At 56.8% G+C, this 25,805-nt stretch carries 27 protein-coding genes; 13 read left to right on the top strand and 14 right to left on the bottom strand.

Translation table 11 applies throughout. The features are described 5' to 3' along the window. Window positions 1–6 precede the first annotated feature (6 nt). Window positions 7–579, bottom strand: a complete 573-nt coding sequence (locus LG409_RS04025) for a TetR/AcrR family transcriptional regulator (RefSeq protein WP_157779945.1) — start codon at window positions 577–579, stop codon at window positions 7–9. Window positions 580–730: 151 nt separating this feature from the next. Then, complete coding sequence (locus tag LG409_RS04020) at window positions 731–1,687, bottom strand: sulfurtransferase (protein ID WP_227407657.1); 957 nt, start codon at window positions 1,685–1,687, stop codon at window positions 731–733. A gap of 191 nt (window positions 1,688–1,878) precedes the next feature. Between LG409_RS04020 and LG409_RS04015 the strand changes: the two genes are divergently transcribed. From LG409_RS04015 to LG409_RS04005, 3 genes are all read left to right on the top strand, one after another. Continuing rightward, window positions 1,879–3,120, top strand: coding sequence for a tubulin--tyrosine ligase family protein (locus LG409_RS04015; RefSeq protein ID WP_227407656.1), 1,242 nt, complete (start codon window positions 1,879–1,881; stop codon window positions 3,118–3,120). 51 nt (window positions 3,121–3,171) lie between these two features. Beyond that, window positions 3,172–4,334 (top strand): IS3 family transposase gene (locus LG409_RS04010; RefSeq protein WP_227407392.1). Its coding sequence is split into 2 segments (ribosomal slippage): window positions 3,172–3,427 and window positions 3,427–4,334, totalling 1,164 coding nucleotides; the frame shifts between segments, so codons are not numbered across the junction. A 48-nt stretch (window positions 4,335–4,382) separates the two neighbouring features. Continuing rightward, the gene (locus tag LG409_RS04005) at window positions 4,383–5,270 is read left to right on the top strand and encodes a PqqD family protein (RefSeq protein WP_227407655.1); all 888 of its coding nucleotides are present in this window, start codon (window positions 4,383–4,385) and stop codon (window positions 5,268–5,270) included. Between the two features lie 149 nt (window positions 5,271–5,419). Here LG409_RS04005 and LG409_RS04000 read toward each other — a convergent pair whose 3' ends face one another. Continuing rightward, a complete protein-coding gene (locus LG409_RS04000) occupies window positions 5,420–6,775 on the bottom strand; it encodes an IS1182 family transposase (RefSeq protein WP_016913619.1) in 1,356 nt (451 codons plus the stop codon). Window positions 6,776–7,084: 309 nt separating this feature from the next. Between LG409_RS04000 and LG409_RS03995 the strand changes: the two genes are divergently transcribed. Beyond that, entirely contained in the window at window positions 7,085–7,333 is a 249-nt protein-coding gene (locus tag LG409_RS03995; RefSeq protein WP_038484122.1) for a hypothetical protein, read from the top strand. A gap of 73 nt (window positions 7,334–7,406) precedes the next feature. Further along, on the top strand, window positions 7,407–7,964 hold the full coding sequence (locus LG409_RS03990; protein ID WP_039175552.1) for a DinB family protein: 558 nt from the start codon (window positions 7,407–7,409) through the stop codon (window positions 7,962–7,964). Between the two features lie 71 nt (window positions 7,965–8,035). Here the strand turns inward: LG409_RS03990 and LG409_RS03985 are convergent, their stop codons facing one another. The 3 genes from LG409_RS03985 to LG409_RS03975 all read right to left on the bottom strand — a co-directional run bounded on the left by LG409_RS03985 (window position 8,036) and on the right by LG409_RS03975 (window position 11,198). Further along, window positions 8,036–9,037, bottom strand: coding sequence for a L,D-transpeptidase family protein (locus tag LG409_RS03985; protein ID WP_227408088.1), 1,002 nt, complete (start codon window positions 9,035–9,037; stop codon window positions 8,036–8,038). Between the two features lie 74 nt (window positions 9,038–9,111). After that, window positions 9,112–9,909, bottom strand: coding sequence for a prolipoprotein diacylglyceryl transferase (lgt, locus tag LG409_RS03980; protein ID WP_227407654.1), 798 nt, complete (start codon window positions 9,907–9,909; stop codon window positions 9,112–9,114). Between the two features lie 602 nt (window positions 9,910–10,511). Next, a complete protein-coding gene (locus tag LG409_RS03975) occupies window positions 10,512–11,198 on the bottom strand; it encodes a c-type cytochrome (protein WP_039175547.1) in 687 nt (228 codons plus the stop codon). A gap of 194 nt (window positions 11,199–11,392) precedes the next feature. Here LG409_RS03975 and LG409_RS03970 point away from each other — a divergent pair, with 194 nt between their 5' ends. The 4 genes from LG409_RS03970 (at window position 11,393) to LG409_RS03955 (ending at window position 13,351) form a co-directional block, all read left to right on the top strand. Then, window positions 11,393–11,947 (top strand): carboxymuconolactone decarboxylase family protein, encoded by a 555-nt coding sequence (locus LG409_RS03970; protein WP_227407653.1) that lies wholly within the window; start codon window positions 11,393–11,395, stop codon window positions 11,945–11,947. A 62-nt stretch (window positions 11,948–12,009) separates the two neighbouring features. After that, entirely contained in the window at window positions 12,010–12,576 is a 567-nt protein-coding gene (locus LG409_RS03965) for a sigma-70 family RNA polymerase sigma factor (protein WP_227407652.1), read from the top strand. Then, window positions 12,573–13,031 (top strand): thioredoxin family protein, encoded by a 459-nt coding sequence (locus LG409_RS03960; RefSeq protein ID WP_227407651.1) that lies wholly within the window; start codon window positions 12,573–12,575, stop codon window positions 13,029–13,031. Before LG409_RS03965 ends, LG409_RS03960 begins: the two co-directional genes overlap by 4 nt. A 110-nt stretch (window positions 13,032–13,141) precedes the next feature. Further along, window positions 13,142–13,351: a zf-HC2 domain-containing protein gene (locus LG409_RS03955; protein WP_308428112.1), complete on the top strand. Its 210-nt coding sequence runs from the start codon at window positions 13,142–13,144 to the stop codon at window positions 13,349–13,351. Window positions 13,352–13,567: 216 nt separating this feature from the next. Here LG409_RS03955 and LG409_RS03950 read toward each other — a convergent pair whose 3' ends face one another. From LG409_RS03950 to LG409_RS03930, 5 genes are all read right to left on the bottom strand, one after another. Beyond that, window positions 13,568–14,035: an S-ribosylhomocysteine lyase gene (locus LG409_RS03950; protein ID WP_039175540.1), complete on the bottom strand. Its 468-nt coding sequence runs from the start codon at window positions 14,033–14,035 to the stop codon at window positions 13,568–13,570. 51 nt (window positions 14,036–14,086) lie between these two features. Next, complete coding sequence (locus tag LG409_RS03945) at window positions 14,087–14,437, bottom strand: putative quinol monooxygenase (RefSeq protein ID WP_016916271.1); 351 nt, start codon at window positions 14,435–14,437, stop codon at window positions 14,087–14,089. A 61-nt stretch (window positions 14,438–14,498) separates the two neighbouring features. Beyond that, on the bottom strand, window positions 14,499–15,176 hold the full coding sequence (locus LG409_RS03940) for a haloacid dehalogenase type II (RefSeq protein WP_096921391.1): 678 nt from the start codon (window positions 15,174–15,176) through the stop codon (window positions 14,499–14,501). A 140-nt stretch (window positions 15,177–15,316) separates the two neighbouring features. Continuing rightward, a complete protein-coding gene (locus LG409_RS03935) occupies window positions 15,317–16,750 on the bottom strand; it encodes an aspartate aminotransferase family protein (RefSeq protein ID WP_039175536.1) in 1,434 nt (477 codons plus the stop codon). A gap of 186 nt (window positions 16,751–16,936) precedes the next feature. Next, complete coding sequence (locus tag LG409_RS03930; RefSeq protein WP_096921392.1) at window positions 16,937–18,433, bottom strand: NAD-dependent succinate-semialdehyde dehydrogenase; 1,497 nt, start codon at window positions 18,431–18,433, stop codon at window positions 16,937–16,939. 364 nt (window positions 18,434–18,797) lie between these two features. Between LG409_RS03930 and LG409_RS03925 the strand changes: the two genes are divergently transcribed. Next, window positions 18,798–20,018, top strand: coding sequence for a GGDEF domain-containing protein (locus LG409_RS03925; protein WP_227407650.1), 1,221 nt, complete (start codon window positions 18,798–18,800; stop codon window positions 20,016–20,018). Here LG409_RS03925 and LG409_RS03920 read toward each other — a convergent pair. From LG409_RS03920 to doeA, 3 genes are read right to left on the bottom strand one after another with little or no spacing between them, the layout of a single operon-like run. Then, window positions 20,013–20,495, bottom strand: a complete 483-nt coding sequence (locus tag LG409_RS03920) for an Lrp/AsnC family transcriptional regulator (RefSeq protein ID WP_016916265.1) — start codon at window positions 20,493–20,495, stop codon at window positions 20,013–20,015. The two genes, LG409_RS03925 and LG409_RS03920, sit on opposite strands and share 6 nt — an antisense overlap. Window positions 20,496–20,503: 8 nt before the next feature. Continuing rightward, window positions 20,504–21,535, bottom strand: coding sequence for a N(2)-acetyl-L-2,4-diaminobutanoate deacetylase DoeB (doeB, locus tag LG409_RS03915; RefSeq protein ID WP_227407649.1), 1,032 nt, complete (start codon window positions 21,533–21,535; stop codon window positions 20,504–20,506). A 27-nt stretch (window positions 21,536–21,562) separates the two neighbouring features. Next, entirely contained in the window at window positions 21,563–22,762 is a 1,200-nt protein-coding gene (gene doeA, locus LG409_RS03910) for an ectoine hydrolase DoeA (RefSeq protein WP_039175528.1), read from the bottom strand. Window positions 22,763–23,058: 296 nt separating this feature from the next. On the opposite strand from doeA, the gene LG409_RS03905 reads away from it, so the two are divergent. From LG409_RS03905 to LG409_RS03895, 3 genes are all read left to right on the top strand, one after another. After that, window positions 23,059–23,994 (top strand): 2-hydroxyacid dehydrogenase, encoded by a 936-nt coding sequence (locus LG409_RS03905; protein WP_189462570.1) that lies wholly within the window; start codon window positions 23,059–23,061, stop codon window positions 23,992–23,994. 199 nt (window positions 23,995–24,193) lie between these two features. After that, the gene (locus LG409_RS03900) at window positions 24,194–24,838 is read left to right on the top strand and encodes a hypothetical protein (protein WP_227407648.1); all 645 of its coding nucleotides are present in this window, start codon (window positions 24,194–24,196) and stop codon (window positions 24,836–24,838) included. Continuing rightward, window positions 24,839–25,771 carry a lysine exporter LysO family protein gene (locus tag LG409_RS03895; protein ID WP_096921398.1) on the top strand — a complete coding sequence of 311 codons (933 nt, stop codon included), beginning with the start codon at window positions 24,839–24,841 and terminating at the stop codon, window positions 25,769–25,771. Window positions 25,772–25,805: the final 34 nt, after the last annotated feature.

Raw genomic sequence — 25,805 nt, 5'->3', positions numbered from 1 at the left:
ACCCTCTTATCCACCCAAGCCTCGTAACACATGTTCAACTTGTGATTTGGCTTGTTGTTGAGTCGCGCCACTTTTGAGCAGCAGCCGTAAGCCTGACATCGAGAGCGTCAAAAAGTACGCCAAGCTTTGTGCATCGTACTCTTCGGAAATAGAGCCTTCTTGCTGCGCTTGTGCGATCACCGTGACAAAAAACGCGGTAATCGCCTGCACACTCTGTCTGGCTGCTTGTGATTCTGCGGTCTCGCTGTTGCCCAGTTCAGTCGCCGAATTAAAAATCAGACAGCCTAGGGCGGCTTGCTCGCTCTCGGCCTGCTCGGCGGTGCGTGTCAGCAAGCGTTCGATAAAGCACCAGGCGCTCTCTTCTTGAGCGAGCGATGTGGTTAACTGTGCCAGTAACTGCTCCCGATAGCGGGACAACGCTTTAGTGAACAGCGCTTCTTTGTTGCCGTAGGTATGGTAGAGACTGCTACGGGAAATCTTCATGGCATCCAGCAAATCACGCAGCGATGTATGGTGATACCCCGAACGCCAAAACGAATGCATGGCAGCGCTTAACGCCGCCTCTGGTTGATGCTGCATCGGTCTTCCAACGCTCATGTGTCTACCTCACTGCCTGCCTAACTGATTAGCCGCCTAATATATCATGCGGGCGGTGCCGCTCGCTCTGAGCCTGTCTGCCCAATTCATAAAAATGCCCGCACGAGTTCGTACGGGCATAGAGGTAAAAAGCTTAATTAAGCAGTTCACGTACCTGTTTAATGCCTTCACGGGCAAGCTGTACCGGGCGGGAGTCGCTGATGGTCCAGGCGGCCATAGAGCCGTCGTACATGGCGATATTCTCAAATCCGGCCACTTCACTGAGCACGAACCAGTCGGTCGCCGCCCAATGTCCGGTATTGCAAAACGCAATGGTGCGCTCACGACTGTCGAGGTCGGCTTCATTGATGCGTGATTGCAGACCATCAACATCCAGATAGTAAGCACCGTTTTGTACATTCAAGTGGCTTTGGTGCGGTAGGCTTCGCGCCCCTGGTATCGTGCCTGCCACTCGCGCGGCGGGTGATTTATTCTCACCAGAAAAATAGTCAGAGGGTCGTGCGTCTACCAACTGCGCCTGCTCTTCTCGTGCTGCCTCTACCTCTTCCGTGCTGGCCACTAACTGCTCACGTAACGACGCTTCGAAGTTGGTCGAATCAAAGACATCCGGCTCGCCGGTAACCACGTCATAGCCCTGCTGCTGCCAGCCTGCAAAGCCACCGTTCAAAATCGCCACGTCATCGTGACCTAATACTTTCAAGGTCCAGTAAATCCTTGCTGCACTGCCAAAGTCCGTCGGCCCTGTGCCAGCTGGCACAATCACCACGTCGCTGTCGTTGCTGATTCCTAAGCGACCAATCAATGCTTCCAGGTCATCGACCTCGGGCATCAACCCCGCCACGCTATCACGGGTTTCACGCCAGCCATCATCGGTATAGCTGGTGTAGCGGCTGCCCGGTATGCGCGCTTCTCGAAAGCTATCTTCATCCCCGCCGTTATCGATGGAGGAGCGAACGTCCAAAATCACTAGGGATGGTTCATCTTTGTGGGTATCTAACCACTGCGCATCTACAAGGGGTGTCATTTCCAACGCTTGAGCTTGGGCAACCACACTGAAGACACCAACGGCACTGATAATGCTGCGTTTCATGGAGACAACTCCTCTGCCAGGAAGGAACGATTGGTACAATACTCTTATCATGCGCTATAAAAAGAGAAGCTGACAATAGAGTTTGGCTATATGGCACTCGCCAAGGGCACAAGAAAATAATCTGCGTGACGCTGTAAGTATTTTGAAAGTGGCCTCACTGAACATCAGCACAATGCAACAGGAGCACTGCCATGCCGCCTTCCACCCCACGCGCGTCTGAGTCAGCGCCCACCTTCTGGCTCAGCGGTAAGCGCCATGCCGAGCAGGATCATTTTTTCCGTCGCACCTTAGAAGCTCAGCAGTGGAAGGAAGGGGATGAATGCCACTGGCAGGCTGCTTGGGTAACCGGCATGCCTTTGAAGCGTGCTTTCCAGCACACCTCTCCCACGTGCAAAATGAACCATATTCCTGGTAATGCGGCGCTCACCGTCAAGAGCCGCTTGCACGAAAGCCTGAGCGGCTTGCGCGAGCGCATGCGTCACGCCTTCGGGGATGACCATGAGACCGTGGCGCGGCTAGACTTTTTTCCGCGTGCCTATGAAATGCCTCACGACTACCCGGCCTTGATCGAAGATGCCTCGGCCAACCCTCATAAACACTGGATTTTAAAGCCCACCAACGCTTCCAAAGGTCAGGGTGTTCGTGTTCTCAAGGACCCCACCACCGCCCCTCTCACCCCCAACTGGCTGGTACAAGAGTACGTCGCGAACCCGCATACCATTCGCGGGCACAAGTACGTGCTGCGTCTTTATATGTTGATCGCCAGTATCGATCCGTTGCGGGTGTACCTATATGACCAGGGCTTTGCCAAGCTCGCCTCTGAGCCTTGGGACCCCGACGACATCGACAACCCCTTTAGTCAGTTGACCAACCCAGATATCAATGCCTTGAATATCGAGGCTGAGATCCCTGTCGAGTTTATTGATCTGGAACGCTACCGAGAGTGGTTACGCGATCAGGGGAATGATGATGACGTGCTGTTTCACCAGCTGCGGGACCTTGCCACGCTCACGGCTCTCTCGGCAGCGGGTACCATGCGGTTACGCACCCAAGAGGATGGCGCAGACCCTATGGGCTGTTACGAGCTGATTGGCTTGGACTGCTTGGTGGATGATCAGCTGAAGCCGTGGATTTTGGAGTGTAATTTAAGCCCGTCGCTCGGTATCTGCGCGAAACCAGAGCATGGGGGTACCGTCGAAGTGGCGGTGAAAGGCGCCCTAGTGTGCGATATGCTCAGCCTTGTAGGGCTCTACCCACGGGTGACACCTCCCTATATAGACGCAGAAGCGCTGGCCGCTGAACGCAAGCGGTCAGGAGGGTTTGTGCCTCTCTATCCTGCGGCCACCTTAGATGCCACGCTGGATTACTTACCGTTCATCGGACTCCCCAGCCTCGCCGATTACCAGCTGGCTTCACCTGTAGTGGTTCAATAAAACCGGACACCAACGTAGGTGGTAATATTGCCACCAGAAGCGAGGTGTCTGATGACCAACAAACGACGTACTTTTTCTCCTGAATTCAAGCAGGAAGCAGCTTGCCTGGTGTTGGACCAAGGCTACACCACTCTCGAAGCATGCCGGTCGCTCGGTGTGGGTGAGACAGCTCTACGACGCTGGGTACAACAGCTGAAAGATGAACGTGAAGGCATCACCCCAAAGGGCAAAGCCTTAACCCCCGAGCAGCGCCGGATTCAGGAACTGGAAGCCCGTTGCAAACGGCTTGAGATGGAGAAAGAGATACTAAAAAAGGCTACCGCTCTCTTGATGTCGGACGACATGAATCGTACGCGCTGATAGACCAGTTGAGTGAGCAAATGCCTGTTGAAATGGTCTGTAACGCGTTTGATATTAGCCGCTCCAGTTACTACGAGTACCGCCAGCGGCGGCACCGTGTGGATGTTGAGCGTCTGGCCTTAAAAGCTCAGGTAAGCCGCCTTTTCAAGAAGAGTCGCTGCTCAGCGGGCAGCCGCTCAGTCAAGGGGCTGCTCAGCGAAGAAGGCGTCACCATCGGCCGTTTCAAGGTTCGGCGTTTGATGAGCGAAATGGGGTTGATCTGCAAGCAGCCAGGCCCTCCTGCCTACAAGCAGGCGACTGTTGAGCGACCGGATATTGCGAATCATCTTGGTCGCAAATTTACACCAGACCAGCCCAATCAGATCTGGTGTGGTGACATCACTTATATCTGGAGTGGCCAGCATTGGAGCTATCTGGCCGTTGTGTTGGATCTTTATGCTCGTCGTGTTGTTGGCTGGGCCATGTCGTCCAGCCCGGATGCAGATCTTGTTGTGAAAGCACTGGATCACGCTTGGGAACAACGTGGCCAGCCCAAGCGCGTCATGTTCCATTCCGATCAGGGTAGTCAGTATGCAAGCCGCAAGTTCCGCCAAAGACTTTGGCGCTATCGAATGAAACAAAGCATGAGCCGACGTGGCAACTGCTGGGACAACTCGCCGATGGAAAGGCTGTTCCGGAGCCTGAAATCAGAGTGGATACCGGCATGGGGATATCGAAATCTACCTGAGGCCAGGAAAGACGTTAGTAGCTATCTGATGGGTTACTACAACCAGCAGCGCCCTCACTCGTTTAACGATGGCCTGCCTCCCGTGGTGGCTGAGGAAAACCTTAAATTACTGTCCGGAATTAGTTGACCACTACAACCTGAGCTTCAGCAAGCTATCGCGTTTCGTGCTCACGGAGTGAGTGAGCTGATTGAAGGCGACCAACTGGCGCTGTATCACCACCCAAGCGGCCTCTACTACCAGTTAAATGATAGCGCTGCCTTGATGTGGCTACTGGCTAGCGAGGGCGAGTCTATCGAGCAGATGATCGTGCACCTCATCGCCGCCAGCGGGGGGCAAATAGCAAAAGAGCAGCTGATGTCCGACCTATGGGCAACATTAACCCCTTGGTACCAGCAAGGTCTCTTGACACTGCATACGGCTACTTCAGACGAGCCCGAGGCCTATTCCGAGCGCCCAACGTCTACCGCGTGGCACACCACCTTTTATTTTGCAGGGCGGCAGTGGCTATTAACGGCCCCTAGCGGTGCTATCGCGGAGCATTTAGCGCGCGCCTTATCGCCATTGGCGAAAGGCGTGCATGACGCCGCCTTACCCGCCGAGCCTTTACACCTATTAGAAAGCGCCAACGGTTACTGCCTCACCAACCATAGCCGCGTCATCAGTGCTCGCCTTAAACGGCCCGATATTCTGGATGCCATCACCCGCTACTGCATGAAGACTGCGTCTCGTGCGGGCGAGTTAACGCTCGATATCGCGCTACTAGGCAATACCCAGCAGCAATTCGCCTGCGTGTTACCCGCCCAAATATCCCCAGGCGTACTCGACACACTGGCGCAAGTGGCCACGCAGCACGGCTTGAGCGTCACCCGTGGGGCACGACTGTCCCCCCAGTCACCCACGCGCCTTGTTCCACTGAATCTTCCGCTCAGTGATCACGATTGGACGCCTCTGCCTCATCAACCGTTAGAGACACCTCTTGTCGTCATCGTCCTCTCCGCGGATGCTGACACGCTGTCCGAGCCGCTCTCTTCTTTGTCTTTGCTAGCAGTCTGTCGGACTTGAGGTTAATGGATGAGCTGAGGCGTGGGTTCTTCACCCCCCCCTGTGTTGGTGTTGGTGTTGGTGCTGTTGTGTGGCTCTTAACCTGCCCCTCAGCTTCTGCAAGGCGGTTCTGACGCCTTGCCTGCTGGCCGGTTGGGCGCGGCGAGCCCTCAGCCCGCCGTCAACCGGTGCATCCGCTTGATATTCCACGCCATGGTGGCCAATCGCCACTCGCCGCTGACCTTATCCAGTCCGCGTAGCGAGAACTGCCGGAACCCCATCACGTGTTTGATGATCCCGAAGACCGGCTCCACGGTATGTTTGCGCAATGCGTAGAGCGCTCGGCCCGCCTGCGTCTTCAAGCGGTGTGCCATCTGTTCGACGGGGTCCTCGCTCTCCGGGGCAGGCGGATCCGCGGCGAAACGTTCAAAGACCGGAAGGTGATGGACGTCTCGCTTCATCGCCAACAGCGGTTCGATACCATGGTCATGGCAGGCCTGGATATTGCTGGCACTGAAGTAGCCGGTATCACCCAGCAGGTGGTCAGGTTTTCCCAGCGTTTCCGGGTAACCTTGCCAGGCCGTCAGTAGCGGCATGACTTGCTGCTTGTCATTGGTCGCCTGCGTGACGTGGACATGGGTCACCAGCAGACTCTCGGTATCAACCGCGGCTTGGGCGTTGTAGCACTGATCAAACCCCTTGCCGGTGACCGGCATGATGCGCGACTGCGGGTCGGTGAAATTGATCTGATCCTTGTCACGCGGGCCACCAGTGGGCGGTTCGGGGTCACGCCCACGGGGCTTCTTGCCGGCCTTGCGCTGCGCCTCCCGCCGCGCCACCTTTTCCTGATAGGCGGCTTGCTCGGTGGCGTCCCGCTCCTCGGCGCGCGCCTCGATCTTGGCCTTCGCCTCAGCGATGGCCGCCAGGCGGGCTTCACGGCGGGCAATCTCGGCGGGGATATCCATGCCGTCGGCCGCGTCCTCCTTGTCCGCCGACTCGGCCCGCTCGGTCAGCGCTTTCACCTCTGCCCTGAACTGTGCCTCCAGCTTCTTGGCATGGCCATACGACAACGCCTTGTGCTTGCTGGCGTTGGCCTTGAGCTTGGTGCCGTCCAGGGCGATGGTGCCAAGCTTGAGCAGCTTCATCTCGCGGGCCAGCAGCAGCACCTGTACGAACAACTGTTCCAGTTCCGGCAGAAAGCGGCGGCGAAAGGTGGCCAGCGTGTCATGGTCGGGATGGGTATTGGCGGCCAGGTAGCGGAACGCCACCGAGTCATAGGTGGCACGCTCGATCTTGCGGCTGGAGACCACCCCGGTGGCGTAGCCGTAGATCAGCAGGCTCAGTAGCACCGCCGGGTGATGTGCCTTGGAACCCCGCCCCATGTAACGCCGGGTCAACGTCGAGAGGTCCAGTTGTTCGACAACATCGACAACGAACCGCGCCAGGTGACCATCGGGCAACCACTCGTCTACCGAAGGCGGCAGCAGGTAATCGGTCTGGCGATCCACAGGGATGAAGCGGCTCATGGCGATCTTCTCAGCTCGGCGATGACGGTGGTCAGTATCTCACGGTGCAACGGAAAGACCGACAGGCTGCTAGGCGCGCTGTTACCGACAGCGTATGAAACAGAGCACCACCTCAGCGCTGAATCACTTCAGGCATTGCAAACGCTGTGTCAACGCTCAGAGCAGGTATCGCTCAGCTTGGCCTCTCAGGGTCATGATCTGGACGCATGGCTGAGCCGCCACGTATTACAACCCACTTCCCATGCCGCTGTGTAGCGGTGGGTAAGATGCGTCATTTGGCGCAATAATCGCGACCATAGGAGAACGACCATGTCTCAACATGAAGCAAAACGCCGGTTACTCAGCCGTTTGAGCCGTCAGTTTGGCTACACGGCTCCCGCCCTCGCGCTGGTAGCGAGCGGTCTGGCGTTTCAAGCCCACGCTGATGAGCCGACCGACAGCATGACTAACGTTCAGCAAGCGCCCATGATGCTAGCGGAAGGCGGTGCTGAAGGCGGAGGTGAAGGCGAAAAACCAGAAGGTGAAGGGGAAGCCGAAGGCGGTGCTGAAGCCGGTTAACACTGCGCCCACTGCTTAATCCGTTGTGCTGAGCTGGTGCTTCGACCAGCTCAGCTTATGAGGAGCCTTCGCTATGCCCGTGACATCGCTGCCCGTCTCAAAATGCCAATTTCCCTGCCAACCGTTGGTTGAAGAGAACACGCTCTCGCTCACACAGCTGCAGTCGCTCGTGGCCTCTCTTGCTAGCACGGCGTATAGCCAACTATTTGGCAGCCAGTCAGTGGGAAAACATGTTCGCCACATCATAGAGCACTACCAAACGCTGCTGGCGGGATATGCTAACGCGCCCCATGTGGATCAGATTGATTATGAGCAGCGCCCACGAGAAGAGGCACTAGAAGAGAACCCAGCGGCAGCCGCCAATACGATTAACGCGCTACGAAGCGCTCTTCACGCATTGAGTAATAAGCCCACGGATACCCCCTTGATACTGAACTATCCCGTTGGCCATGAGGGCCATGCGTATCCGCTCGCCTCTAGTTTAGGAAGAGAGTTGGCGTTTCTTACCAGCCATACGGTGCATCACATGGCACTGATTCGCTTACTGTGCGACTCCCTGAGTGTCACGGTACCTAAAGACTTTGGTGTTCACCCCTCCACGCTGCGCCATTGGCGGCAACACGATCATTAAATAGCGTGTTACCAAGCAGTGATCGCGTACCGCCATGGCACCGAAGTGCCATGGCGCTCTATCCAGTCTCCTTACCCATAAACACAATGCGTTGCATTGGTCTGGCCGATCATTTGGTAAATATCCATATCGGTGACCGGCTCAGCATCTTCCTCTTCAGACGCATAGAGCGAGGAAAGTGACCAAATCTGGTCGTCTGATTGCTCGAACCACTGATTCACCTTGTCGGCATCTAATAAAGCCAGCTCGTCTTCCGCTATTAACGACTGAGAAAGCAGCAGCGCCTTCAGCGATTCCAGGTTGGCTTGCTCATCGTCAAGGGTGTTGAACACCTGCACGACCACATCACCCTCTTGGCCACTGCCTACCTTGATAGGTGCATCGATGATATTGACCTGTGTTCCCGTAGGCACGTTATCGAAAATCGAGCCAATGTCTTCCGGATACATCCGTATGCACCCTCGGCTGGCCCGCATGCCAATGCCGTCGGGCTGGTTGGTACCGTGGATTAAATACCCAGGTATATCCAACAAAATAGCATGCTCACCCAGCGGGTTATCTGGCCCAGGCGGCACCACAGCGGGTGCGGGTTCGCCACGCGCCGCCGCCTCTTCACGCATAGAGCGCGGCGGGTACCAAGCAGGATTTTCAAGGCGCATGGTCGTTTGTGTGATACCCAGCGGCGTATCGTAGCCATCACGCCCGATCCCGATAGGATAGGTCTCAACCCTAGGGGTTTCCCCTTGAGGCACATCTGGATAGTAATAGAGCCTTAATTCCGCCACGTTGATGACGATGCCCGTGCGTGGCACATTGGGCAGAATGTGTTGCCTTGGAATGGTGACAGCCGTCCCTTCCCCAGGCACCCAAAGGCTCACCTCGGGATTGGCCGCACGGATCTCTTCGTAGCCCACTTTGTGCGTTCGTGCGATATCAATCAGCGTGTCTTCTTCATTAGCAAGCACTTGATAGTATTGACCGATGACATCGCCACTGTCAGGCAGCGGATAGTGGTGATCGGGCACCGTCGTTTCCTCTGCACTCACCCATATCGGCCACGTCAACGCGCTCATTAATGCGGCGTTACGTACCGCCGCGACACTCTGTTTCAACATCACTTTTTTTACCTTCTGACACATAACAGCACTCATTGTGTTACCTCCTTAACATTGGCAGCAGGCTGATAACGTGACCACAGCATTAACCCAAGCCCCCCTACTATCATCGGTAGCGTAAGCGCATGGCCCATGGTGACCCAGTCGAAAGCGATAAACCCAAGATGGGCATCGGGCATACGCACAAACTCCACCGCAAAGCGGAATACGCCATAGCCGAATAGGAATGCCCCGGATAGTAATCCCCTTTGACGAGGACGACGTGATAACCAGAAGAGCACAACAAATAGCACCACCCCTTCTAGCAGCATCTCGTATAGCGCAGAGGGGTGGCGTGGCTCAGGCCCTACCTGCGGGAAGATCAGCGCCCACGGCACATCTGTCACACGGCCTGGAAGCTCTTGATTGATAAAGTTGCCCAACCGCCCAGCGCCTAAGCCAATGGGCACAAGAGGAGCCACAAAGTCAGCGATATCGATAAACGCCAGTCGCTTTTTGCGCGCAAAAAAGAGCGCTGCCGCGATCACGCCAACGAGGCCACCATGGAAGCTCATGCCTCCATCCCATACCTGCAATACCCACAGCGGGTCGCTTAACCACTGCTCAATGCCATAGAACAGGGCGTAGCCCAATCGGCCGCCAACAATCACGCCAACAGCGCCATAAAAAATCAGATCACTAATGTCATCTTTACTTAGGCCCAAGTCGTCGGCACGCCAACGTCCCAACCACCATGCAGATAAGAACCCCACCACATACATTAATCCGTACCAATGAATCACCAGTGGCCCAAGCGCCACGGCAACGGGGTCAATCGCCGGATAGTCCATTGCTTTCTCCGTTTTTCTAACAGGCATACCGTGATATCACGGGGTATCCCCATGAACGCCAAGCGGTATGAAAAAGCGTTTAAGGTGCTAGAAAGACAAGAAAAAGCGGGGAGGTTTCTCTAATTGCTCAGGAAGGGATTGCGGGTAAGGCACCTTCATCAACCCTTGTGGGGAAGGCGTTAGCACAGGGCCTGACATCGCGCAGGCACTCGCAGGTGCAAAGGGAGAACAGGAGGCGTCGGTATGCTCGGCGGCCTGCTCTAAGGCAGAGAGAGAAAGGCAGTGGGCGTCAGCCACACTAGACACTGACACAGACGCATCGACTAAGCAGCTGCCTTTGACAATGCTGCTCACACTGGCTCCTGATAGCATAACGATGACCACCATCATCATGGCAGCCAGTTGCTTAGCTAGTCCGTTACGCATTTTTCGCCATGTCAGCCAACCTTCGATGTCTAGCTACCCGTGTCTTTTAGCCATGCCCTCTTTACCCAAGCGAGCAAACGCGAGTGAATGTTTTTACCACAAAAAGAACAGTCAGTCCAAAAGAAGACTTTCAGCTCAAGTCTAAAAGCCGCCCTACTTCTCTAAAACCTGCGGGTCTACCTATTACAGTGCCCGTCTGCCTCGTCTGCGAAGCGTTGCTGTGCGTGCACCACATACGCCGCCAAGGCCGCTAGCTCTTCAGAATCCCAAGGGAGTGGGTCCGCTGCCATCGGCGCTACCATGCACAGTTGAACCATTTCGTCGGCATGAACGGTCTCCATGCCAAACATGTTGGTTCCCATTGCGACGGGATGAGGAAACGGCTGCTGAAAGCTCGTTTGAAAACCGACATCGCCTTTTGCGCCATGGCAGCTTGCACATGAAAGTCCATTGGTGCTCAGCGAAACATCGTTAAAAAGCGCTTCGCCGCGCTCAATGAGCGATGCCGGGTTATTTCCACGCTCATCATACTGCGGCGTATAGCCGTCAGGCCTTCTCACCAACGCTGCTTTAGGGTGCGGGGCTGCTTCTGCTTCTGCTTCTGCTTCTGCTTCCCCCTCTGCTTCTGCTTCACCTTCTGCCTCGGCTTCGCTACCCGCCTCGGGACTTGCCTCCGCCGAGCGGTGGTTGCTCGCCAACATGACGCTCGTAGATGGCACTTCTTCTGCCAAAACGGTTTGTTGCGCCGTGAATGTTTGGAACATAACGCCGCCTGCTACCAAGGCAATGGCTGGGGCAGAGTAGCAAAGCTGTTTACGCAGACGGTCAAGCAATTGGCTTCGTAGATCACGATCTAGGCGCATAGCGATCACCTGTCGATAGAATTGTTATTGGGGCATGCCCTGCTCAGTGATCGAGCCGTAAACATCCTTACACACGTCACTCAAAAAAGAGCATTGCCTTTTTTGAACCGAATGTTCCATAATCTAACAGCGTTCAGGCATGACACCTTACGTGATGCCTTCACCGATTATTCATCGTACAGAAGGAGGTTGTAATGGCTGATTTTCCGCTTCACACCACGGATAGTGCTCCTGAAGCTGCCAAAGCCAACTTGCAGGCTGCCGAGAAAAGAATGGGCTTTTTGCCCAACATTTTTGCCAAGATGGCAGAAGCACCTACCCTGCTGGAAGCCTACCTCACGCTTGATGGCATCTATGCCAAAACAAGCTTGAGCCCCGTCGAGCAACAAGCGGCTTTGCTGGCCATCAGTGCTGATAACCAATGCTCTTTTTGTGTCGCAGCTCATACGGGCGGTATCAAAAAAGCAGGCGCGGATGATGAGTTAATTAAAGACTTACGCTCTCGCAAGACCCCCAACGACGCGAAAATTGCGGCGGTGACCCGTTTTGCTCGTCATCTAAACGCACAACGCGGTTGGGCAGAACAGACGGAAATCGATGCCTTTTTAGAAGCGGGTTTTTCGCACCAGCAAATCTTAGAACTGGTCATTGCCTGTGCGTTAAAAACGCTGTCTAACTACACGAACCATGTCGCTGGAACGCCACTTAACGAAGAATTAAAGCCACTTGCTTGGACCGCTGACGATTAAATCGATCTCTGTGGCCGCCATAGCGGCCACTTCGATACCGTTCTCTAGGGATACACCTGACGATGACGCTGTTACCTATGGATGATCACATCGCCGCCCTGCGACCAAAGCTTATTTCCTTTGCACGGTTACAGCTGAGAGATCACACGGCAGCGGAAGACACTGTTCAAGACACGCTCATCACTGCGATTGAAAAACAAGACACCTTCAGCGGCCGGTCTGCCTTTGAAACATGGGTGTTTGGGATTTTAAAAAACAAGCTTCTTGAACGAATCCGATACGAACGCCGCTACATTTCATGGCAAGACGAAGAGTATAGCGACGAAGAATCCTTCGAGAAATTGTTCAAAGAAAATGGACGATGGCAAGCCTCCAGTAAACCTAAGCCCTGGGGTGAGCCTGATCAAATTTTAGAAAATGCGGCTTTCTGGCAACTGTTAGATACCTGCTTAATCGCACTTCCTGACAACACAGCCCGTGTTTTTACGATGCGCGAACTCATGGATCTCACCACGCCAGAAATTTGCCAAATACTGTCGCTGAGTGAAGCGAATTGCTGGGTTATCTTACATAGAGCAAGGCTTAAATTACGTGCTTGCATTGAAAAAGGCTGGTTAACAGAGAAATGAAGAAGAAGACGTCAACAAAAGCAAACAAGCCGCTAAAGAAAGGCATCAAATTCCGCACGCTGATGCGCAAGGCAGCCATCCTTCTCGCCTTCCTGGCGGTTCCCATTGCTTGGCTGATCGCCAACGAACAGTCGACTCGACAAGAATCAGACTTGAGCATCCTGGGAAGTGGCCAACCTGTGGCAGTACAGGTGCATGATCACAGCTGCCCGTTGTGCCGACGTCTAAAAGCTAATGCGGAGCAAGCGCTGGACGACATGGAGCAGCCACCGGCGTGGCGAATTGCAGATATCAACACCACCAGTGGTGCCGATTTTGCGCATCGATACGGAGTGGGCCACGTCACGATTCTTCTCTTTGATGGGAAAGGAAATCGCCAGCAGACCATCGAAGGTGTTACTTCCTCACACGATTTACGTAGTGCTTTCGAAAAGCTTATGCAATCGAGCCACTAGAGCCAAACATACTTATCTGTTTAATTTAAATATTATGGTAAGGTAAGACACTAAAAATGCACAAAGTCAACCTAAACAAGCATCTTCCCAATACACCATAAAAAAACTCGATGGAGGACACAGGTATGATGATGTGTAGAGAAGCCACTCGACTAATGTCACTGAGAATTGAGCAGCCACTAACATTTCAACAGAAAGCTCAGCTAGCACTGCATCTTTCAATGTGTGGAGCATGTCGTCGCTGTGACAAGCAGTTTCGTTTTCTACACGACTCATTCAATCGCCACCCCAGTAAACATGGCGACATTAATAACAAGTAAAGTGTAAGCATCCAGCCACTAACAAGTGACTAGATGCTTACACTTTTAATGATATATTACCCATACAGCCCATCACCGAATTCATGCGTCAAGTCGATAACGCTAGTATCATCAAGCCTTCCTGTGAGCATATTGAACATAGAACCTGCATACACTCTCTTACGAAAACGCCCCCAATGAAGGGGGCGTTTGGCGTTCTAGACTAACGCCAGGGTCTTACGCAAACACCTCAGTCCACTCACCGCGCTTGGCCAGCAGGTTACGCGCCAGTTCCTGGGCACCTTCCAAGCTGTGGCTGGCGGCCCAGCCGCACTGCATTTCGTTGCAGGCAGGCACTTCGGTAGCGGTCAAGACGTCGTTGAGCGTCTGCTCGATGATCGACAGCACGTCGTCGTAATCGTCGTGGTTGATCAACGCGATGTAGAAGCCGGTCTGGCAGCCCATCGGGCTGATATCGACGACTTTATCGGTATGGTTGCGCGACAGCTCTGCCATCAAGTGCTCCAGGGAGTGCAGCGCAGGCATCTCCATGTGCTCCTTGTTGGGTTGGCAGATACGCAGATCGTATTTGTGGATACGGTCGCCGTGCTGGCCTTCCTTGATATCGGCCAGACGCACATAGGGGGCCTTCACCTTGGTGTGGTCCAGGTTAAAGCTTTCGACGTTCATCTTTTTTTCGGTCATGTTGGCTCCGTAGTCGCTCTCGTTCGCGGGGCTATTCTACACGTTGTGCACTCATGACACCTTGGGGGCATCGAAATTCCACGGCTCATCGGTGTAGACACATACGTTGGCGTCTTCGATGTCGCCATCCGGCGACTCGACGTGCTGGGCGAAGAATTCCTGGATCTCTTTACGCTGGCAATGCGCTTCGAACTCTTCACGGCTGGCCCAAATCTCGTGGAACACGATGGGGTAGCTGGTGCCTTGGGCAAACGGGTTATCGATCTGGCGAGTCACTGTGTACAACAGGCAAGCATCTTCACGATGGGCGTTGGGCTCAAGACTTTGCAGTGCCTTGAAGACCGCTTCTTCTTTGCCTGGCTTGGGTTTAAAGCTGGCAGTGCAATAGATTTTTTTCGACATGCTGTCTTCCAGATAGGGGGAATCACGACTCATTATGCGACCAGGATGTGCAGATACCAACCTATGGCACCATACGATCAGCCAACATTTCCAGATCAGACACCGTCATATCCGGCTCGCCACCCCAGGGGTCGAAGGGCGCATCCGATTGGCGGCGCACCCAAACACTGCGCAGGCCCGCTTGCGTGGCACCAATCACGTCAAAGGCGTTGCTTGAAATCAACCAGGTATTTTCTGGGCGCGCTTCAAGCTGACTGCGTAAATAAGCGTACACGGCGGGGTCGGGTTTGAAGCGTTTGATATCGTCCACACTCACCACCGCATCCATATGGCGCTGCACGCCTGCACGGCTCAAGAGCTGGTTCACTGCGTCTGATGTGCCGTTAGAAAACGCCACGCAGCGAATCCCTGCATCGCGCAGCTGGTCCAGCGCAGGCACTACATCGGGGAATGCGGGCAGTTCTGTATACACGGCCATCAAGTGGTCGTGATCGTTATCGGATAGCCCGGCTTGCAGCGCACGGTTCGTAAATACCAGCGCTTCGCGAGTACAGTCAGAAAACGGCACGTAGGCCCCCATTAACCCGCGGCGAAAGCTGTATTCCAGCTGTTTTTCGCGCCAACGCTTGGCGAACTCAAGCGCTTGTGAGGTATCTTTCAAGCGTCGTTCCAGCTCAACGGTGACGCCCTGAGTGTCAATCAACGTGCCGTATACATCAAAGGCGAGTACCGGTTGCATGGTGAGCGTCTCCTCAACGATCAACGTTCTATTGTCTATTTACACTGTCCAGCTATTCACACTGTTCAGCATAGACGCCACGATCAAAAACAAAAACGCCGCTGCATCGGCAGCGGCGCTTAAACGGATAAAGCAGGCGATTAAACGGTAAAGGCAGCTTCTTGCTGACCCGTTTTCAGATCACCCGAGCGCACCAGCTCATCGGTCACGCGGTCGATGGCACGCTTGGCACGGCCAATCATCTCGTCTACTTCTCCACGGTTGATGATCAGCGGCGGCGCAAAGCCGAGGATGTCGCCCTGGGGCATGGCGCGGGCAATCAGGTTCTCTTCCATGGCCGCAGCCGCGACGCGCGGGCCAACTTTCAGCACGGGGTCGAAGTGCAGGCGCTGCTTGGCATCCGGTGAGAACTCCAGCGCCGCCATCAGGCCAACGCCGCGCACGTCGCCCAGCAGCGGGTGACCTTCGAAGGTGGCTTTCAGCTGCTGCTGAAAGTAAGCGCCGGTTTCTGCCGCGTTGCCCACCAGATTCTCGCGCTCGATGATATCCAGATTGGCAAGGCCAGCAGCACAGCCCAGAGCGTGGCCGGAGTAGGTCCAGCCGTGGCCGATGGGGCCGAATTCGCCGGTGCCCTGCTCCAGCACTTTCCATACCTTGTCGCCGACGATGACGCCGGACAGCGGCTGGTAGGCACTGGTCAGGCCTTTGGCGATGGTGATCAGGTCAGGTTTCATGTTGTAGTGGTGGCTGCCGAAGTCGGAGCCGGTACGGCCAAATCCACACACCACTTCGTCGGCAATCAGCAGCACGTCATACTTGTCCAGGATCGGCTGAATCGCTTCCCAATAGCCCTCCGGCGGCGGCACGATACCGCCAGTACCGAGCACCGGCTCGCCGATGAAGGCAGCCACGGTGTCCGGCCCTTCCTCCAGAATCATGGCTTCCAACTTGTCCGCGCAGTAGGCAGAAAATTCGAGCTCGGTCATGCCATGCTGCTCGGCGGCACGCAGGTAGTAGTGCGGCGCTTCGGTATGGCGAATGGTATCGATGGGCAGGTCGAAGTGATCGTGGAACGCCTTCAGACCAGTCAGCGAGCCAGACGCGATGCCTGAGCCGTGGTAACCGCGCATGCGCGAGATGACCTTTTTCTTCTGCGGGCGGCCCAGCACGTTGTTGTAGTAACGCACGATCTTGAGCTGGGTTTCGTTGGCATCAGAACCCGACATGCCGTAGTAGACCTTGGACATGTTGAGGCCTGCAATTTTCAGCACGCGCTCGGAAAGCTCGATTTGCGGCTCGTTGGAGTGGCCCACGTAGGTGTGATAATAGGAGAGTTCCAGCGCCTGCTTATAGATCGCTTCCGCCACTTCGGTGCGGCCATAGCCGATGTTGACGCAGTAAAGGCCCGCAAAACCATCGATGAACTCGCGGCCATCCTTGTCCACGATGTGGATGCCTTTACCGCCGGTAATCACGCGGCCAGGCAAATCACCATGGGCAAAGTCACGCAGATGGGTAGAGGCGTGGAAGGTGACTTTGCGGTCGCGTTCGATCAGATCCTGATGCAAGCTCATAACGTTCTCTCTGTACGATAAACCTCCCCACAGTTGGGGAGGATATTTTATCTTTGGTGACTGACTTAATGATGGGCACCTCGCGGTGCCTTCGCCCGGCAAAGCCGGCCTCCCACAGGGCCAATTCAAGCGCCTAACGGGGGTTGTGGGAGGGCGCTTCAGCGCGCGATGCTGTGGCTCCCAAACCTAGCTACCCGACACCGATCCCAGCGCGCCCAGGCAGTAGTACTTCGTTTCCAGATACTCATCGATCCCCGTCGCGCCACCTTCACGGCCAAGGCCGGACTGTTTGACGCCGCCGAAAGGCACGGGCGGCCCGGTCATCTTCACGGAATTGACGCTCACCATGCCGTACTCCAATGCGCGCATCAGCTTCCAGATGCGGCGAATATCATGGGTGTAGATATACGCGGCCAGGCCGTACTCGGTGTCGTTGGCCATTTCGATGACTTCGTCGTCGCTACTATAAGCGGTAATGCCAGCCACCGGGGCAAAGTTCTCTTCCCGCCATACCTTCATTTTTGGCGTCACACCGGTCAGTAGTACCGGCATGAAGAAGTTGTCGCCCGGCGCTTGGCTTTGGTCGCCTGCGATCAGGGTGGCCCCTTTCGAGATGGCATCATCGACAATCGCAGCCGCTTTTTCGACCGCTTGGCGGTGAATCAGAGGGCCAAGATCCACTTCGCCGTGCAGGCCGTTGCCTACGGTGAGTGCCGCCATGCGCTCGGTGAACTGGGCAACGAACTCATCGTGAATGGATTCGTGTACCAGAATACGATTCGCGGCAAGGCAATCCTGCCCGGCGGTTTGGAACTTCGCGGCCACGGCAGCGTAGGCCGCTTCTTTGGGGTCCATATCCGGCCCAACGATAAACGGTGCGTTGCCGCCCAGCTCCAGCGAGAGCCGCTTCACGGTGTTGGCGCTCTGCTCGATAAGCAGACGGCCAACACGGGTGGAGCCAGTAAACGAGAGTGCACGAATACGCGGTTCGCTGCACAAAATCTTGGAGACTTCCGCAGGCTCGCCTAGCACTACGTTGAAGATGCCTTCGGGAATGCCCGCTCGCTCGGCGAGTTCTGCCAGCGCCAGCGCCGAGAACGGCGTTTCGTTGGCGGGCTTTACAATCACCGGACAACCTGCGGCCAGCGCGGCGGCGGCCTTGCGGGTGATCATCGCCAGCGGAAAGTTCCACGGCGTAATCATCGCAGCAATGCCCACCGGCTCTTTAATCGTGCCGAGCGATGCATTGGGAATGTGGCTCGGGATGGTCTCGCCGTAGGTGCGCTTGCCCTCTTCCGCGAACCAGCGCACAAAGCTTGCGCCATACTCCACTTCGCCACGAGCATCGGGCAGTGGTTTGCCCTGCTCCAGGGTCATGATGGTAGCGAGGTCTTCGCGGTTGGCTTGAATGAGGTCGTACCACGCCAGCAGACGTTCGCAACGCTCATCGGCGCGCAGCGCCCGCCAGTGGACGAATGCCGCTTCAGCCGCATCCACCGCCGCCGTGATTTGATTCGCTTCCAGCAGCGGAATATGACCAATGGCTTCGTTGGTTGCCGGGTCGTACACGGCCTCTTCACGGCCACCTTCGCCATGGGTCCACTTGCCGTTCACATAAGCGTACTGACGGAACAAGCGTGGATCTTCCAGGCGTTTCACAAGGGCAGTGGATAGTGTAGTCATGACTCTTCTCCAGGAGGCTGCCACGACGCTGAGAGCAGGTAGTGGCAACGACCGTGACGCTACAAGAAAGGGGGTTCAGCTGCCGCTCTGCGAGCTTGCTGCAATGCCTGTAGCGTAAGGGAGATAGCCCACGAAGTGTTTTTGAAAGTGAACGTTTAAACGCGGGATTTTTTTGTGGAACGGGCATTTTCACGCGTTTTTTTTGGGTGACGCACGTCCTGCCATATAACTTGTACAAGAATATAAAATATTGTGGCAAATGATGGCTGCCGCCTTCTGTCAGGGCGATTCTGACGTAATATGAGATCTAGTCACGCACCTGAACTTGCCGCTGGCCTCTGCTTGCCGCTCAAGAGATAACGCCGTGTATCGACTTCCCTACTTTCAGCAGCTCTCCGAGCATATCGGCCACCTGACCGTTCGCGAACGCTACGATCAGGATCGCCATGAGACACGGCTGCGCTCGATGAAAATGCTCACGGGCTGGCTCGCGCTGTTTTATTTTTCGTACACATTGGTGGATATCTACTTGCTCCCCGATATCGCCTTGCGCTCTTTGGCGATGCGCTTTCTGCTGATGGGGCCCGCCACCCTTCTGCTATTTTCCTATTATCGACGTCCCGTGCCCATCCGCCAGAAAGAGCTGGCCGGGGTACTGGTGGTCTGCTTGGGCACGGTGGTGTGGTGCGCCATTCTGCTGGGCTCAAAAGACCCCGACGTGCTGGGCTACTTCTACGCAGGGCTAGTCTTTTTGCTGGTGATCACCATCGTCTCAACACCGCCCTTCGAATATAGCCTGTATGGTTCGCTGTTTATCTTCGGCTGCCTCTACACCACGGTCTTCTTCTTGCCTGGGGCTCATCCTGACTATGTGATGAACCACCTCTCCTTGGGCGTTCCGGTGCTGGTACTCTCGCTCATGGCAAACTATCGATTCTCATCCGAATCATTGCGGCTTTACCTTGAAAACACACGCGTGGAGCAGCTGCGTACCGAGTTGGCTGCACGTAATGCCGAACTGGAGAAAATGACCTACCTGGATCCCCTGACCGGGCTTGCCAACCGTCGGGGCCTGGGGCGCTTCGCCTCCACCTTGACGCAGCCTGATACGCCACTGGCAGTCGCCGTCATCATCGTCGATGTGGATCACTTCAAAGCCTTCAACGACTTTTACGGTCATTCCGAGGGGGACCGCTGCCTACGCGCGGTGGCAGGCGCGCTTCAGGCAGCCTGTCAGGGCAGCGGTATCGTCTGCCGGTTTGGTGGCGAAGAGTTTCTGGTATTGAGCTGCGAACAAGCCACCGTGGCCAACGCCGTGGCGCTGGCCGAGCGCATTCGACTGAAAGTTGCCCATCTGGGAGTGCCTCATGCCCCGACCACCGAGGGTAAAGTGACCGTGAGCGTAGGAGTATGCGCAGGCCCTGTGGCTCCTGATGCACACATTGACAGGCTCATCAAAGCGGCCGACGACGCGCTGTACGAGGCCAAGCGTGAAGGCCGCAATCGCGTCAGGTCGGGCACGCTCGCAAACCCTGGCAGCAACGTCTCTCCTGACGAGACCATTGGAACCCAGCCAACCTTATAGCGGGCTGCACAAATCACTATCGATGGCGATGGACTGGCGTTTGACGGTCTTGGTAACGATATAGGTGAAATAGCGTTCGATCCCCGCCTCGGATACCAGCCACTTGTCCATCAGCCGCTGGTAGCTGTCGATGGTGCGGGCCTCGAACTTCACCAGATAATCAACGCCACCGCCCACGGCCACACATTCGGTGACCTCGGGGGTAGCCATCACGAGTGCTTCAAAACGGGCAAAGCTTTCGGCGTTGTGCTGCTTGAGCTCGATCTGCACCCATACGGGGTTGCGTGGCACCAGTACGTCCGCATTGATGCGTGCCGTGTAGCCTTCGATCACACCCGCCTTCTCCAGGCGCTTCACCCGCTCCCAACAGGGGCTGACCGAGAGATTGATCGCTTCGGCCAGCTTCGACTTGGTGATCCGCCCGTCCCGGGAGAGGATATCGAGGATTTTTAAATCATAGCGATCCAGTTTCATCATGCCGGGGGCTATGCCTCCAGGCGTTCGACAACGTCGGCAATCACCGCCAGGGTGTCGCCCATATTGATCAGCGAAGGGGCCCGGCGCGCCATCAGAATGCCGTCGCGCTCGGCCTGGTACGCCACTGGCGCCGACCCGCTGCGGGTCATGTCATAAACGTAGGCAATGGTCTGGCCCTTCTTCACTTCGTCGCCCAGTGCCACCAGCAGCTCCAACACACCGGCGTGCTGGCTCTGCACGTAGCAGCTGGCGTCCGGCATATCCAGGTACATCTGCCCACCTTCGGGCATCTCCACGTTGCCTTCTACCAAACCATAATGAATCAGGAAGTTGCGCACGCCGCGCTCGGCAATGGCGATGCTTTGCGGGGTGGAAGTACCGCCGCCGCCAAGCTCGGTGGCCACGAATACTTTGCCCTGACGTTCGCAGGCGGTATCGAACAACTTTTCGGCATCCAGCTCGAACATCACCATGGCGTAAGGCGCACCGAAGGCCTTGGCACCTTCCAGCGCCGCCTGCTGCTGGTGCTTGTCATCCAGTACGTGAGATGCACCAAACGGCAGGATATCCAGCGTGCGGCCACCAGAGTGCAGGTCGAGCACGACATCACTCATGGGCACCAGCACCCGGGTGAAGTAGTCGGCAATTTGTGAGGTCACCGTGCCATTAGGGTCGCCGGGAAAGCTGCGGTTCAGGTTGCCTTTGTCCATCGGTGAGGTGCGCTTGCCAGCCATCACCGCCGGGGTGTTCATGCAGGGCACGATGATCACGCGGCCAGTCACCTCCTCGGCCTTGAGCGCCGAGGAGAGCTTGAGCAGCGACGTTATGCCTTCGTACTCGTCACCATGGTTGCCCCCCGTCAACAGGGCCGTGGGGCCTTCGCCGTTCTTCACCACGGTCACGGGAATCATCACCGCCCCCCAGGCAGACTCATCAGTGGAGATCGGCAGCTTCAAGAAGCCGTGCTGCACGCCGTCGGCGTCGAAGTCGACGGTGGCAGAGATGGGGCTGGGCCGTAGTGAGTTCGGTTGAAGCGTCATGGTGAATCCTTTTTATTGAACGAGCGGCTACTTCACGAACAGCTGGCGGGGGAAGTTTGCCAGTGTTTCGCAGCCGTCTTCGGTAATCAGTATGCTTTCGGTAATTTCCAGCCCCCAGTCATCGACCCACAGGCCCGGCATGAAGTGAAAGGTCATGCCCGGCTGCAGAATCGTCTCGTCCGAGGGGCGCAGGCTCATGGTGCGCTCGCCCCAGTCGGGGGGGTAAGAGATACCAATCGGGTAGCCGCAGCGCGCGCCACCGCGGTCAAAACCGTACTTGTCCATGGCTGCGCCCAGCGCCATGGCGATATCGGCCGTGCGATTGCCGGGCTTGGCAACGGCCAAACCGTTTTCGATGCCTTCCAGCAAGGCCGATTCGGCGCGGATGAAGTCAGTGGGCGGCGTGCCGAGGAACACGGTGCGCGACATGGGCGCATGGTAGCGCTTGAACACCCCGGCAATTTCGAAGAAGGTGCCTTCACCATTGCGGAACGGCGTATCGTCCCAGGTCAGGTGTGGCGCCGCCGCATCCTTGCCCGTAGGCAGCATGGGCACGATGGCCGGGTAATCACCGCCAAACACCTTGCCGTTTTCGTCGATGAACCCTTCGATGCCCACGCGATAGATTTCAGACACCAGCTTGCTCTTGGGCAGCCCCGGCTCGATCACTTCCAGAATGCGCGAGTGCATGCCTTCGACGATCTTGGCGGCGACCCGCATATAGGCAATTTCCTGGGGAGACTTGATCGCCCGGCACCAGTTCACCAGCGCGTTGGCATCCATGAAGCGCGCGTGGGGAAGCTCCTTGAGCAGGCTTTGGTAAGCCTTGGCGGAAAAGTAGTAGTTGTCCATTTCCATGCCCACCACGCCGGTGTGCCAGCCACGGTCGGGCATGATCGACTGCGCCAGATACTCCATCGGGTGCATGTCGGGGTTCTGGACGTAGTAATCCGGGTAATAGGTGATGTTATCGGGATGAATCCAGCAGGTGCGCAGCGCGCCATTGGCATCCATACGACGACCAAACCACACCGGCTCACCCTCCAACCCCACCAGCACGCACTGGTGCACGTAAAATGACCAGCCGTCGTAGCCGGTCAGCCACGCCATGTTGGAAGGGTCGCTGACGATCAACACATCGATGCCGCGACCGGCCATTTCAGCACGCACTTTCCATAAACGGCTGGCGTACTCTTCACGGGTGAAAGGCAGGGAAACCTCTGTCATCGGGCAACTCGCCAATAAAAGATCACTTAGAACCAGCGCCTGCGGTGAAACGCGCCACTGGGCCACAGGATCGACCTGGTCACCGCCGCTGCTGGCCCGCCAATGTCGCCTTGCCCCGATACTAGCACCCCTCCTTGGTCAGCGGTCAAAGCCTTTATGTCAAAAATTGCATAGACCGTTAACATCGCTTCTAACGAGGCGTTGACCGTGCAGCGACGCGCCTGGCGTGGGTTGCGGTCTTCGGGTTCTCTCGCTCATGATAGAGCTTCCCCAAAAGCCGCAGCTAAGGAGCCTTCATGAAAATTGTCGTCCATATCGACAATGCAGCGCAGTGGCAGGCCGCTATTGCCGACGCATTGCCCCAGGCCACGGTATTGACCAGCGACGCCCCGGCCAGCGAGCGGCTCAATGCCGATTACCTGGCCGTCTGGAAGGCACCGGCCCATTTGCTGCAAGAGCAAACGCACCTGAAAGGCATCATCAATCTCGGGGCAGGCGTCGACCACTTGCTCAATACACCGGGCCTTCCTGAAGGCGTGCCCATCGTCAAACTGCGCGACGCGGGCATGAGCGAACTGATGGCCGACTACGCGCTATACGGCGTGCTGCACTTCTACCGCAGCATGGACCGCTACCGCGAACAGCAGGCCCACGCCCAGTGGGCGCCGCAGCCAGTCGCCGACAAGGCCGACTGGCCGGTGGGCGTGCTGGGGCTCGGGGCCATTGGTGGCTACGTGGCCAGTGCGCTACAGCAGGCAGGGTTTCCAGTCTTGGGGTGGAGCCGCTCTGCCAAACAGATCAGCGGGGTACGCTGCCTGCACGGTGACGAGGGCCTGGACCAGCTGTTAAGCAAGGTGCAAAGCGTCGTGACCATCCTGCCGGATACCCCGGCCACTCGGCATATCCTGAACGCCGCCCGGCTGGCGCAACTTCCTCCAGGGGCAAGTGTGATCAACCCTGGGCGCGGGAGTCTAATCGACGAACAAGCCCTGTTGAAAGCCCTTGGCACAGAACAGCAGCCAGGCCACCTGCGCGGTGCGCTGCTGGACGTCTTCCACGAAGAGCCGCTGCCTGCCAACCACCCACTGTGGCAGCACCCCAGGGTGATCGTGACGCCGCATATGGCGGCCCCGACTCCGCTGAACGACGCCATCGATCAGGTCATTTCCTATCTGCATGCCTTCGATGCCGGTGAGCCTCTCGCCACCGTCAACCCCGATGCGGGCTACTGACGCCCATGGCTCGGCACGTTATACTTTGCCAAGCGTGATCGTTTGCTGAGAACGGGCCAGCGACGCTGTGGAACCAAGGGCTGACACAAAGGTTCTGAGGATCATATATTCAATGGAGGAATGGCCTTTGCGTCACGTCAACGTAACTGCGGCTCGCCGCTGGCTGAGCATCACTGTGGGTGCCCTGAGTATGTCTGGCATGACAGCCGCCCTCGCAGAGCAACCCATCGAAGACTCCCCGTGGGCAGCGCCCCAACCGTTCGAAGCTCAGTACCGGCTGGAGATTCGTGGTTGGCCCGGCGCGACCATCACCCACACCCTATCCAACGAAGGCCTGCACTGGCTCAGCGACATGAGCTTTTCAGTCGCCGTGGCGCGCGGGCAAGAGCGCAGCCGCTTTGCAGTGGACGATGACACCACACGCTCGCTACTCTACAACAGCAGCTACTCGCTGTTTGGCGTGGGCGACAGCTACCAGTTGAACGAAGCCGATATCCACTCGCTGGACCGCCAGACGGCTCTGTTCGACCTGTCACGGCGGGTCGGCCATGAAGACTGCACCCAAGAAGCACCTTGCGATATCTCGTTCGTGGACCACCGAGGTCGAGACGAGCACTTCCAGTACTACCTGAATCCCCCGGCCAGCGTCAGCGTCCCCGCTGGGGAGTTCGACGCTAAGCAGGTCACCTTGGTAGATGCCGAGAAACCCGACCGTCACCTGGTGATCAATTTTCACCCTGACTGGCCCGGGCTGATCCTCTCTGCGGAGTACCAGAAGGAAGGCAGTCGCCAGACCGCCATCACCATGACACGCTTCACGCCTGCCGAGGGTAAAGAACTCTAGATGCTCTCTGGCTTATTGATCGTACTGTTGCCGCTGTTTCTGGGCTATCTGGTTCGCGTTCGTTCCACGTGGTGGCTGAACCTCATCAACCGAGCCGTCAGCGGCTCGGTATACTTGATACTGCTGTTCATGGGGGTGAGCCTGGCGGGGCTTGAAAACCTGGGTAGCCAGCTGTCTCGCCTCGGGGGCAACGCCCTGCTGCTGTTCAGTATCACCACCCTCTTCAATCTTGCCGCCCTATGGTGGCTTTCCAGGCGCGTACGCCTGAGCGCGGGGAACTCTCCCGTGGTCAAGGACGCCCCCACCAGCAAACTGGCGGCCATGGGCGGCTCGCTGATGCTCGTTGCCGTGGTAGCGGGTGGCGTGGCGCTGGGGCTGCTGCTCGGCCCTGTGCTGGGGGAAACGCTGTATACCACGGCGGACTGGCTGGCAGAGTGGGTGCTCTACGTGCTGCTGGTGTTGATTGGTTGCCAGCTGCGTAATTCGGGCATGCCGCTCAAACAGATTCTGCTCAACCGCCTGGGGCTCGCCATTGCGGTCACTCTGGCGCTCAGCTCGCTGTTGGCAGGCTTGGCCGCCGCCCCCTTGCTCTCGCTGCGCTGGAATGAAGGTCTGGCCATGGCCTCCGGGTTTGGCTGGTACTCGCTTTCCGCCATCCTGATTGGCGACCAGCTCGGCCCGCTGATGGGCGGCGTGGCGTTCTTCAACGACCTGACCCGCGAGCTGCTGGCGTTCATACTGATTCCGCTGGTCATCCATCGCCACACCGCGCTGGCGATTGGCTATGGCGGGGCCACCTCCATGGACTTCACCCTGCCCGTGATTCAGCAGCATGGCGGCGTGGCCTGCGTGCCCATTGCCGTGGTCAGCGGCTTTATCCTCTCGTTACTCTCCCCGCCGCTGATTCTGTTCTTTCTTTCGCTGTCGGGTTAGCGTGAGCGGGCGCTCCTTGGGTAGGATACGCAGC

This window comes from Halomonas sp. NyZ770, from assembly GCF_020616575.1.
GTDB lineage: Bacteria > Pseudomonadota > Gammaproteobacteria > Pseudomonadales > Halomonadaceae > Vreelandella > Vreelandella hamiltonii.
Note: the sequence above shows the minus strand (reverse complement) of the source record. Positions and strands in the feature narration are given on the sequence as shown.

Coding starts and splice junctions, on each gene's coding strand:
- LG409_RS03975 (WP_039175547.1), bottom strand. CDS start 11,198: ATGCGCCTAGATCGTGATCTACGAAGCCAATTGCTTGACCGTCTGCGT.
- LG409_RS03995 (WP_038484122.1), top strand. CDS start 7,085: ATGTCTCAACATGAAGCAAAACGCCGGTTACTCAGCCGTTTGAGCCGT.
- LG409_RS03930 (WP_096921392.1), bottom strand. CDS start 18,433: ATGACTACACTATCCACTGCCCTTGTGAAACGCCTGGAAGATCCACGC.
- LG409_RS04025 (WP_157779945.1), bottom strand. CDS start 579: ATGCAGCATCAACCAGAGGCGGCGTTAAGCGCTGCCATGCATTCGTTT.
- LG409_RS03905 (WP_189462570.1), top strand. CDS start 23,059: ATGAAAATTGTCGTCCATATCGACAATGCAGCGCAGTGGCAGGCCGCT.
- LG409_RS03965 (WP_227407652.1), top strand. CDS start 12,010: ATGACGCTGTTACCTATGGATGATCACATCGCCGCCCTGCGACCAAAG.
- lgt (WP_227407654.1), bottom strand. CDS start 9,909: ATGGACTATCCGGCGATTGACCCCGTTGCCGTGGCGCTTGGGCCACTG.
- doeA (WP_039175528.1), bottom strand. CDS start 22,762: ATGACAGAGGTTTCCCTGCCTTTCACCCGTGAAGAGTACGCCAGCCGT.
- LG409_RS03970 (WP_227407653.1), top strand. CDS start 11,393: ATGGCTGATTTTCCGCTTCACACCACGGATAGTGCTCCTGAAGCTGCC.
- LG409_RS03950 (WP_039175540.1), bottom strand. CDS start 14,035: ATGACCGAAAAAAAGATGAACGTCGAAAGCTTTAACCTGGACCACACC.
- doeB (WP_227407649.1), bottom strand. CDS start 21,535: ATGACGCTTCAACCGAACTCACTACGGCCCAGCCCCATCTCTGCCACC.
- LG409_RS03945 (WP_016916271.1), bottom strand. CDS start 14,437: ATGTCGAAAAAAATCTATTGCACTGCCAGCTTTAAACCCAAGCCAGGC.
- LG409_RS03895 (WP_096921398.1), top strand. CDS start 24,839: ATGCTCTCTGGCTTATTGATCGTACTGTTGCCGCTGTTTCTGGGCTAT.
- LG409_RS03955 (WP_308428112.1), top strand. CDS start 13,142: ATGGAGGACACAGGTATGATGATGTGTAGAGAAGCCACTCGACTAATG.
- LG409_RS03990 (WP_039175552.1), top strand. CDS start 7,407: ATGCCCGTGACATCGCTGCCCGTCTCAAAATGCCAATTTCCCTGCCAA.
- LG409_RS03900 (WP_227407648.1), top strand. CDS start 24,194: ATGACAGCCGCCCTCGCAGAGCAACCCATCGAAGACTCCCCGTGGGCA.
- LG409_RS03920 (WP_016916265.1), bottom strand. CDS start 20,495: ATGATGAAACTGGATCGCTATGATTTAAAAATCCTCGATATCCTCTCC.
- LG409_RS03985 (WP_227408088.1), bottom strand. CDS start 9,037: ATGAGCGCGTTGACGTGGCCGATATGGGTGAGTGCAGAGGAAACGACG.
- LG409_RS03935 (WP_039175536.1), bottom strand. CDS start 16,750: ATGAGCTTGCATCAGGATCTGATCGAACGCGACCGCAAAGTCACCTTC.
- LG409_RS03940 (WP_096921391.1), bottom strand. CDS start 15,176: ATGCAACCGGTACTCGCCTTTGATGTATACGGCACGTTGATTGACACT.
- LG409_RS04015 (WP_227407656.1), top strand. CDS start 1,879: ATGCCGCCTTCCACCCCACGCGCGTCTGAGTCAGCGCCCACCTTCTGG.
- LG409_RS04000 (WP_016913619.1), bottom strand. CDS start 6,775: ATGAGCCGCTTCATCCCTGTGGATCGCCAGACCGATTACCTGCTGCCG.
- LG409_RS03960 (WP_227407651.1), top strand. CDS start 12,573: ATGAAGAAGAAGACGTCAACAAAAGCAAACAAGCCGCTAAAGAAAGGC.
- LG409_RS04020 (WP_227407657.1), bottom strand. CDS start 1,687: ATGAAACGCAGCATTATCAGTGCCGTTGGTGTCTTCAGTGTGGTTGCC.